This is a genomic window from Novosphingobium beihaiense (assembly GCF_022832375.1).
In the GTDB taxonomy this organism is placed as follows: domain Bacteria; phylum Pseudomonadota; class Alphaproteobacteria; order Sphingomonadales; family Sphingomonadaceae; genus Novosphingobium; species Novosphingobium beihaiensis.
Genome location: NZ_JALHLG010000007.1, coordinates 307,276 through 316,930 on the forward strand (window position 1 = coordinate 307,276; position 9,655 = coordinate 316,930).

Genomic DNA, 9,655 nt, shown 5'->3' on the forward strand with positions numbered 1-9,655 from the left:
GAGGAGGGAGAGGTCATGAGGATACCGACCGGACAGCCGCTGGCCCGCGATGCCATGGCCTATGTCCTGGCGGGCGGGCGCGGCAGCCGCCTCAAGGAACTGACCGACAACCGCGCCAAGCCCGCGGTCTATTTCGGCGGCATGAGCCGGATTATCGATTTCGCGCTGTCCAATGCGATCAATTCGGGCATCCGCCGCATCGGCGTTGCCACCCAGTACAAGGCGCATAGCCTGATCCGGCACATGAACCGGGCCTGGAACTTCATGCGCCCCGAGCGTAACGAAAGCTTCGATATCCTGCCCGCCAGCCAGCGCATTTCCGAAATGCTGTGGTACGAAGGCACGGCCGATGCGGTGTTCCAGAATATCGACATCATCGAGGCGCACAGCCCCAAGTACATGGTGATCCTGGCGGGCGATCACATCTACAAGATGGATTACGAGTTGATGCTGCAACAGCACGTCAACTCGGGCGCGGACGTGACGGTGGGCTGCCTCGTGGTGCCGCGCATGGATGCGACGGCGTTCGGCGTCATGCATGTCGACGGGAACGACGTGATTACCTCGTTCCTCGAAAAACCGGCCGATCCGCCCAGCATTCCGGGTGATCCCGATCATGCACTGGCATCGATGGGCATCTATGTGTTCGAAACCAAGTTCCTGTTCGAGGAACTGCGCCGCGATGCCGCCGATCCCCATTCGAAGCGCGATTTCGGCGGCGATATCATCCCGCATATCGTCAAACACGGAAAGGCGCAGGCGCACCGCTTCACCCACTCGTGCATCCGCGCGGCGGAGGAGATCGAGGAATACTGGCGCGACGTGGGCACGGTGGATGCCTATTTCGAGGCCAATCTCGATCTTACCGACACGGTGCCCAAGCTCAATATGTATGACCGCGACTGGCCGATCTGGACCGATACCGTCGTCGCCGCGCCCGCCAAGTTCGTGCATGACGAGGATGGGCGGCGCGGGCAGGCTATCTCGTCGCTGATCAGCCAGGACTGCATCGTCTCGGGCGCCACGGCGCGCCGGTCGCTGCTGTTCACCGGGGTCAAGATGGGCAGCTGGTCCAGCGTGGAGGAGGCGGTGATCCTGCCGTACTGCAATATCGGGCGCAATGCGCGGCTCAGCCGGGTGGTGATCGATTCCGGCGTGCGTATTCCCGAAGGGCTGGTGGTGGGGGAAGACCCGGTGCTTGACGGCCAGCGTTTTCGCCGTACCGACAACGGGGTATGCCTTATCACCAAGCCGATGATCGACCGGCTGGAGTTGTGACGCCGCGTCCATGCCGTTGAAAGTCCTGTCTGTCGCTTCCGAAGCCGTGCCGCTGGTCAAGACCGGCGGGCTCGCCGATGTCGCGGGGGCGCTGCCTGCCGCGCTGGCGCCGCACGGGGTGGAGATGACTACGCTGCTGCCCGGCTATCCGGCGGTGATGCAGGTGCTCAAGCGCGCGCGGGCGGTGCATGTGTGGGATTCGCTGCTGGGCACTCCGGCGCGGCTGCTGGCGGGCAAGCTGGACGGTACCCATCCGCTGCTGGTGCTCGATGCGCCCGCGCTCTTTGCCCGCGAAGGGTCGCCCTACACCGCGCCGGACGGGCGCGACTGGGCGGACAACTGGCACCGCTTTGCCGCACTGGGCCGGGCGGCGGCCGATCTGGCGGGCGGGATCATGGTGAAGGGCGGCAAGCCCCAGCGGTTCGATTTGCTCCATGCGCATGACTGGCAGGCGGCGATGGCAGCGGCCTATTTGCGCTTTGCGCCTTACGGCGGCGAGGGGCCGGTGCCTTCGGTCATGACCATCCACAACATGGCCTTTCAGGGCTGGTTCGGGGCGGAGGTGTTCGCGCAGCTCGGCCTGCCGTCCCGGGCGTGGACGATGGACGGCGTCGAATATCACGGCGGGCTCGGCATGCTGAAAGCAGGGCTGGCCTGCGCCGATGCGGTGACGACTGTCAGCCCCACGTATGCGCGTGAAATCCGCTCCGCCGCGTTCGGCATGGGGCTGGAAGGGCTGATCGCCGCGCGCGGCCATGCCGTCTCGGGCATTCTCAACGGGATCGACACGGCGCTGTGGAACCCGGCGCAGGATGAGGCGCTCGCCGCGCCCTACACCCACCGCACGCTGGAAAAGCGCGTGGCGAACAAGCGCGCGCTGGAGGCCGAATTCGGTCTCGACGAAGCGGAAGGGCCGCTGTTCGTCGCCGTTTCGCGCCTGACCTGGCAGAAGGGCGTGGACGTGCTGCCCGAAGTGCTCGATCACCTCGCGGGTATCGGCGCGCGGCTGGCGCTGCTCGGTTCGGGCGATGCGGGGATCGAGCAGGAACTGCTGAAAGGAGCGGCGCGCCATCCCGGCCGCATCGGCGTGCGCATCGGCTATGACGAGGGGCTCTCGCACCGCATGATGGGCGGCGGCGATGCGATCCTGATTCCCTCGCGCTTCGAGCCCTGCGGGCTGACGCAGCTCTATGGCCTTGCCTATGGCTGCCTGCCGGTGGTCGTGCGCACCGGGGGGCTCGCCGATACGGTGATCGATGCCAATCCCGCCGCGCTGGCCGTGGGCTGCGCCACCGGCGTGCAGTTCGACGGGGTGAATTACGACAGCCTCGCCGCCGTGCTCACCCGCACGGTTGATCTGTTCCATCAGGGCGAAGTCTGGCAGCGCATCCAGAAGAACGGGATGAAGAGCGATTTCTCCTGGGCCCGCAGCGGCAAGGCCTATGCGGACCTCTACCGGTCGCTGTTGGCATGAAGGCGCCGCCGGTATGAAGGAACTGGGCGCCGTGGTTGGCGCGCAGGCCACGCGCTTTGCCGTGCGCGCGCCGCAGGCCGATGCGGTGTGGCTGTGCCTTTTCGACGGGGATGAGGAAACACGCCATGCCATGCAGCGCGCGGGCCCCGAATGGGAATTGGAGCTGCCGGGCAATCTGGCAGGCACTCGCTACGGTTACCGCGCGCTGGGCGAATGGTCGCCCACGCGCCAGCACTGGTTCGATCCGGCCAAGCTGCTGGTCGATCCCTATGCCGTGGAGCTGGACCGGCGCTTCGTGCAGGATCCGCGCCTGGGTATCTATGGCGAGGATACGGCCGATATCGTGCCGCGCGCCATCGTGGCCGCGCCGTGTGCGCCGCTGCCCAAGGCGGCGGCCCGTTTCGCGCGCGGCGGGCTGGTTTACGAACTCAATGTGCGCGGTTTCACGATCCGCCATCCCGATGTGCCCGAGCATCTGCGCGGCACGGTGGCCGCGCTGGCGCATCCGGCGGTGCTGGCGCATCTGAAGAAGCTCAGCGTCCATGCCGTCGAGCTGATGCCGATCGTCGCCTGGGTGGACGAACGCCACTTGCCGCCGCTCGGCCTCGTCAACGCCTGGGGCTATAACCCGGTGGCGATGATGGCGCTCGATCCCGGCCTGTGCCCGGGCGGCGTGGCGGAACTGCGGGAGACCGTGGCCGCGCTCCACGCCGAAGGGATCGGCGTGCTGCTCGATCTGGTGTTCAACCATTCGGGCGAAAGCGACACCGGCGGCGGCGTGCTCTCGCTGCGCGGGCTGGACAATGCCGCCTATGCCCATGCGCCGGACGGCACGCTGATCAACGATACCGGCTGCGGCAACACGCTAGACTTTGCCAACCCGGCGGTGCGGGAACTGGCGCTCGATACGATGCGGCATTTCGTGGCGCATTGCGGGATCGACGGGTTCCGCTTCGATCTCGCGCCGGTCATGGCGCGCGGCCCCGGCTTCGATCCCGCCGCGCCCATCTTCGCCGGGATCGAGGCCGATCCGCTGCTGGCTGACCGCGTGTTGATTGCCGAGCCGTGGGACATCGGCCCCGGCGGTTACCAGCTCGGCAACTTCCCGGCGCACTGGCTCGAATGGAACGACCGCTTCCGCGACGATGTGCGGCGCTTCTGGAAAGGCGAGGAAGGTATTGGCGTGCTGGCGACCCGGCTGGCCGGATCGTCGGACGTGTTCGGCCCGCACCAGCCCCATTCGGATTGCCGCTCGGTCAACTTCCTCGCCGCGCACGACGGTTTCACGCTTGCCGACGTGGTGGCCTATGCCCACCGCCACAACGAAGCGAACGGCGAAAACAACCGCGACGGGCATGGGGAGAACCATAGCTGGAATAACGGCGTGGAAGGCCCCAGCCATGATCCGCGAGTGCTGGCCGCGCGCAAGGCCGATCTCAAGGCGCTGCTCGGCACGCTCTTCGCCTCGACCGGCACGATCATGCTGACGGCGGGCGATGAGTTCGGGCGCAGCCAGCAGGGCAACAACAACGCCTATTGTCAGGACAATCCGATCGGTTGGGTGGACTGGGCCGCGCGCGACAGCGAACTGGAAGACTATGTGGCCATGCTATCGGCCAAGCGGCACGGGCGGCTGCGCTCCTTCGCGCGGTTTCCGGACAAAGTGCGCTGGCTGACCGCCGAAGGGCGCCTGATGACCGTGGCCGATTGGGAGCACATGAACGGGCATTCCTTCATCTACGATGCCGAACCCGAGGAAGGCACCGGCGAAGGCGAATTGCGCGTGGAAATCTGCCGCGCGCGGCATCTGGTGGATATCGATTTCACGGCTTAAGGGCACGAAATCTTCGTCATTGTGAGCGGAGCGAAGCAATCCAGGGCAGTGTCCTGTGCTCTGGATTGCCACGGCCCTGCGGGCCTCGCAATGACGATCCAAAGTATGTGATCCCTATCCCGAAAAGGCCTGCAGGCTAAAAATGCGCAAGCGCACGGCGAGAGCCAGCACCGCCAGTGCGAGCCCTCCCGCACAGGCCAGCCCCAGCACCAGCGCCGCCAGGGGGGAGAGCGGTAAGGCCGCGATACCCATGCGGCAGATCGCCAGCAGCCCGCCATAGAGCGCGCACAGCATCACCGCTCCGCCAAAGGCCCTGAGGGCGTCGCCGATGCGGATCTGCCCGCGCCAGCGCAGCAGGCCGAAAGCCCAGCCGGTGGTGCCGAGTACGACGGCCGCCTGCGTCCACGCCAGCACCTCCAGCCCGAAAGGCGAGGCGGCGAAGACCGCCGCTATCGCAACTCCGGTGGAGACGAGATCGAACATCATCACCCAGCCCGTCCGGCCCAGTGCGGCGAAAGCCGGCTCGATCAGCATCTGCCCTGCGCCCGCCGCGCCGCGCAGGGCCATGGCATAGGTAACGGCGAGCGCGGCGAGGTACGAGGTCTGGAAAAAGAGCGCGATCACATCGTGGGCGAACACGATGATCACCGCGCCGGTAAGGCCGGTGAGCATGGTGATGGCCCCGGCAAAGCGCGCGAGCGGCACGGCAAGATCGCGGTCCTGCCGGGCAGCCGCGCCGAACTGGGTGGCGGCGAACGTGCTCATCGGCTGGTTGAACACGTCGGTCGCCCCCGTCGCCACCCGGTTGCCGAAGCGGTAGAGGCCGACAGCCGCGGGCGAATGCAGCAGGCCCAGCAGCAGATCGGCGGCATAGCGCGCGAGGAAGGCGAGGAACCGCGATCCGTAGAGCCCGCCCGAAAAGGCTGCGGCCTTGCGGGCCAGATCGCGGCGGAAAGTCCACTGCGGCCAGTCCCGCCCCAGAACGGCATAGAGCACCGCGCCGGTCAGCACGCGCAGATAGCGGAAGGCGACGAGCGCATAGATCGAATGCCAGAACCACAGCAGCATGGCCCCGCCGATCAGCGCTACCAGGTTCTGCGCGAACATCACTGTGAAGTTCAGCGTGACTTCCCCGCGCCGCAGCAGCGCGGCGGAGGACCATGCGCCCACGCTCGCCAGCGGCTGGATCAGGGCGAGCAGCAGCAGCACGGTGCCCAGCGGATGGGCCTGAAACATCCATTCCAGAGGAAACGCCGCCAGTGCCAGAACGAGCGAGGCGAGCGACACCAGCCCGAGGATCAGCCAGAAGCAGGTGGAGAGCACCGCGCTATCCTCTTCCTTCGAGGTCAGGATGAACTGGTAGAATCCGGTATAAGTCATCGTCTGGACCAGCACGATGAAGACGATGCCCAGGCTGTAGACGCCATATTGCGCGGGCAGCAGAAACCGCGCCGCCAGCAGCGTCATCACCAGCGTGGAGACTTGCTGCAAGGCGCGCGCGGTAAAGGCGAACAGCGCCTTCGCGCTTTGCCGCCCCGCCGCGCGAAGGGCTTGTCTGCCGGGAACCGCACTCGTCGTCGTCATAGGCCGCATCCCGCAGGCAGGGCTGAAAGGAGGCCGGAGGCGGGCGAGCCGCTGCCGGGCGCTGAAAGGCCGCGCCTGCGGCTTTCGCCGAAGGGCCGGTCCATTCCAGCCGCGGTTTGCCGGTGCCGTTTCTTGCGTGCCGGGCCGTAACGGACACGGCGTTTCTACCACCCCGGCGCGCAGGCAGAATCCGAATTGCCGCCGGGATGGAGCGAATTGCGCGCGCGCACCGGCGGCGGATGGATATCGTTGCGGCCATGATCGAAACCTTGCGCGAAACCGGAAAGAACACCGCCGGCTGGCTGATCAGCCGGTCCCGGCCGGGCTACCGCTATCGCAACTGCCTGTTCATCCTCGCCCATATGCGGTGCGGGTCCACCGCGCTGTCCAACATCCTGTGCTCCCGCCCGGACATCAGCGGCTATGGGGAAGCGCATATCCGCTATGACGGGCAGGGCGCGCTGGGGCGCCTCGCGCTCAACCAGATGCGCCGGGGCGGCTGGAAGCCGCAGGCGGCCGCGCTGTTCGACAAGATCCTCCATTCGCGCCACGATCGCGCGGCGCCGCCCGGGTTCTTCGAGGCGCGGGCGGTCTTCGTGGTGCGCAGGCCTGACGAGGCGATCCGTTCGATCGTCAATCTCTACGCGCAGCTCGGGCGGGACGAATACCGCACGCAGGAAGAGGCAGCGGCCTACTATATCGAGCGGCTGACCGCGCTGGAGGGCCTGTGGCACCGCTTTCCCGCGCACCGGCGCACCGGGCTCACGCACGAGGCGCTTGTTCGCGATCCCGATGCGGCACTGGCGGCGATATCGGCCCGGATCGGCTTCGATCCGCCGCTGGAGAACCGCTACGCCAGCATGGCCGCCTCGCGCCGCAAGGGCGGGGGAGACCCGTTGCAGAGCGGGCGTTATTCGCGGATCGAACCGGCCTTGTCGCGCCCGGCCGGGCCTGCCCTTGATCTGCCCGAAGCGGCGGTGCGGCAGGCGAACGGCCTCTATCAAGGACTGAGCGCACTGTTCGCGGCGGATCGCACGGGCGTGTGACGCGCGCTTCGCGAAGGGGCCGTGCACAGGGCTGCTTCCATTCCCGATCTTTGTATGGGGCGGTTTGATTGTGCGCTGCGGAAATATCTATTCCGGATCTGTGGGGCTTTATTCCTGTAAATGCGTTCTCCATGTAGAGTATCTTATGTGCCTATACCTAATAAATGTGGCAAGTTATTCGATTAAGTCGGCAATTGTTATTGAACCGTATTGAATACAACTCCCGTTGCGGGTGCAAAATGGTGGGTGGTAGCCAGTTAGGGTCGGTTGATACTTCCGGCTAACATCCGGCTTCAGGGAGGAGTAGGTGGATATGGACCTTGAACGGGGGGCAGCGCCCCCGGATGCATTTGCGTGGCCTGCGGACAGAGTCGAACCTGTCCGGCGCCCGGTGTCCTGGTGGGAAAGCGGGGCCTGGCGTGGTTTCGACATTGTGCTGGCTTTGCTGATCCTGATCGCCGTGCTTCCGTTTCTGGTGCTGGTGACGCTGGTGCTGTTCGTCAGTGATCCGGGGCCGGTTTTCTTCGTTCACCGCCGGATCGGATACCGTGGGCGGTACTTCAACTGCCTCAAGTTCCGGACGATGAAAGTGGACGGGGATGCCATCCTGCGGGCGCATCTAGAAACGAACGAGGCGGCGCGCCGCGAATGGGAGGTGGGGCGCAAGCTCCGCAAAGACCCGCGCGTCACCCCCGTTGGCGCGGTGATGCGCAAGCTCAGTCTCGATGAGTTTCCCCAGCTCATCAATGTGCTGATGGGGGATATGAGCATGGTGGGCCCCCGTCCGATCGTCGATGACGAAGTGGCCTGCTACGGCAGCCATTTCCCGCATTACTGCCTGGTCCGGCCCGGCCTCACCGGCCTGTGGCAGACAAGCGGGCGGAGCGATACGTCGTTTCAGCAGCGGGTGGAGATGGACTTATCCTATATTGCCCGCAAAAGCCTGGCGCTGGACGCCTGGCTGCTGTGCAAGACGGTTCCGGCGGTCGTCATGGCGCGGGGGTCTTATTAAGGGGCTTTCCTCCCAGGGTTGCGGGAACCCGAATCCCTGTTCGCCATCGCCACGCAGGCGTTTGCTCACAGCAGGGAGAACAGGCCCCACCAAAGAGCCAGCCCCATGGCGATGGCCATGCTCCAGCCGCCAGGAGAGATGCGGTCCGCCAGATGGCAGGACGGTATGACGAATATCCGGTGTACGTGCCTGTTCATGCGACCTCTCGAACTTTTCCGAAGACGTTTGCCGCCTTCCCATGTTGTCTGATGGGTTGGCCGCTTGGGGACACCCGATCGCGGCATAGAATAGATGCGCACCGGCACGGCTTCAAACCGGAACCCGCCGGTTTCGTATCGAATTCGGAGGGATTTTCTGTATCCTGCATTTGCTGAGCGGCGCAGCGCAGGAGGAAACAGGGCATATGCTTATCGATGACGGGCAGCCCCGCGTTTGAGTGACCCTCGTTTGATCGGGCCGCGCTCGACTGGCCCCCGTTCAACTGGCCGGCGCTCCGGCGTCTGGCTGGACAGGCTAGCCGTTGCCGGGCTGATCTTGTGTCTGCCAGTCCTCGCGGCGGCGTGGTTTGGCGGTGCGCTTCCCGTTCTGGATCTGGCCTCGCTGGCGGAACTGCCCGCAGCGCTGGTGAGCGGTGTTTGCGCGATCCGGCTGCTGCTGCGGGCGCGGACCAAGGCCGGAAAGGGGCTGGCGGGCCTGTGCCTGATCCCCGGCGCCGTGGCACTGGTGCCTGCTCCCCAGCCTGCGTCATGCCCGCCAGCGCAAGCGACTCTGCGAGTGGCCTGGATCAATGCGCACAATCCGGCTCTGGCGCGCCCCATCGCGGACTGGATCGCGCGCGAACGCCCGGAGATTGTCGGCGTCGCGGAAGTGGGAAAAAGGGCGCGGAAACTGCGGGCTTATCTCGCAAAGCACTACCCCTATCGCCAGAGCTGTCTGACCAGGGGGCGCTGCTCCACGCTTGTCTATGCGGCGATGCGCCCCCGCGATGCCGAGCCGCTCGCGCACGGCGATCCGGCAAATCGCAAGGCGCTGTCCGCCGTGCGCATGGCCTTTGCCCCGCTTGCCTTGGGAAACGGGGGAGAAGTGCTGGCAACCCACCTTTCGCGCCCGCTACCTCTTGGGCGGCAACGCGCCGAACTTGCCGAACTGGAAACGGCATTACAGTCTCCTGCCGATGCGATCGTCATGGGCGATTTCAACATGTCGCCGCGCATGCGCACGCTGCGCGCTTTCGCCCGGCGAAACGGCCTTCGCGTGGCGGCCGCGGGCGGCCCGACCTGGCCGGTGCGCTACGGCGGGCACCGGATCGGCGGGCTATGGCAGATCGACCAGTTGCTTGTCGGCCGCAACTGGCGCGTGGCGGCGGTCAGGCGTTCTCCCGATCTCGGGTCCGATCATCTGGGCTATGTGGCGGACTTGTGCCGGGC

The 9,655-nt window shown here is 66.0% G+C and carries 8 protein-coding genes; 6 read left to right on the forward strand and 2 right to left on the reverse strand.

Translation table 11 applies throughout. The features are described 5' to 3' along the window. Positions 1-15 precede the first annotated feature (15 nt). Genes glgC through glgX form a run of 3 tightly spaced genes read left to right on the forward strand, consistent with a single transcriptional unit; the run spans position 16 to position 4,586 of the window. Positions 16-1,278, forward strand: coding sequence for a glucose-1-phosphate adenylyltransferase (gene glgC, locus MTR66_RS08305; protein WP_243919630.1), 1,263 nt, complete (start codon positions 16-18; stop codon positions 1,276-1,278). A 10-nt stretch (positions 1,279-1,288) separates the two neighbouring features. Then, positions 1,289-2,752 carry a glycogen synthase GlgA gene (gene glgA / locus MTR66_RS08310; RefSeq protein ID WP_243919634.1) on the forward strand — a complete coding sequence of 488 codons (1,464 nt, stop codon included), beginning with the start codon at positions 1,289-1,291 and terminating at the stop codon, positions 2,750-2,752. Positions 2,753-2,765: 13 nt separating this feature from the next. Further along, the gene (glgX, locus tag MTR66_RS08315) at positions 2,766-4,586 is read left to right on the forward strand and encodes a glycogen debranching protein GlgX (protein WP_243919635.1); all 1,821 of its coding nucleotides are present in this window, start codon (positions 2,766-2,768) and stop codon (positions 4,584-4,586) included. 114 nt (positions 4,587-4,700) lie between these two features. On the opposite strand, the gene MTR66_RS08320 is transcribed toward glgX, so the two are convergent. Next, positions 4,701-6,170: an oligosaccharide flippase family protein gene (locus MTR66_RS08320; RefSeq protein WP_243919636.1), complete on the reverse strand. Its 1,470-nt coding sequence runs from the start codon at positions 6,168-6,170 to the stop codon at positions 4,701-4,703. A 206-nt stretch (positions 6,171-6,376) separates the two neighbouring features. On the opposite strand from MTR66_RS08320, the gene MTR66_RS08325 reads away from it, so the two are divergent. Both MTR66_RS08325 and MTR66_RS08330 read left to right on the forward strand, forming a co-directional pair. Then, complete coding sequence (locus MTR66_RS08325; protein WP_243919638.1) at positions 6,377-7,216, forward strand: sulfotransferase family protein; 840 nt, start codon at positions 6,377-6,379, stop codon at positions 7,214-7,216. Between the two features lie 313 nt (positions 7,217-7,529). Next, the gene (locus tag MTR66_RS08330; RefSeq protein ID WP_243919639.1) at positions 7,530-8,228 is read left to right on the forward strand and encodes a sugar transferase; all 699 of its coding nucleotides are present in this window, start codon (positions 7,530-7,532) and stop codon (positions 8,226-8,228) included. Positions 8,229-8,293: 65 nt separating this feature from the next. On the opposite strand, the gene MTR66_RS21200 is transcribed toward MTR66_RS08330, so the two are convergent. Then, positions 8,294-8,425, reverse strand: a complete 132-nt coding sequence (locus tag MTR66_RS21200) for a hypothetical protein (protein WP_268740359.1) — start codon at positions 8,423-8,425, stop codon at positions 8,294-8,296. A gap of 337 nt (positions 8,426-8,762) precedes the next feature. Between MTR66_RS21200 and MTR66_RS08335 the strand changes: the two genes are divergently transcribed. Next, positions 8,763-9,655, forward strand: an 893-nt coding sequence (locus MTR66_RS08335; protein ID WP_243919641.1) for an endonuclease/exonuclease/phosphatase family protein, incomplete at its 3' end; no start/stop codon positions are given.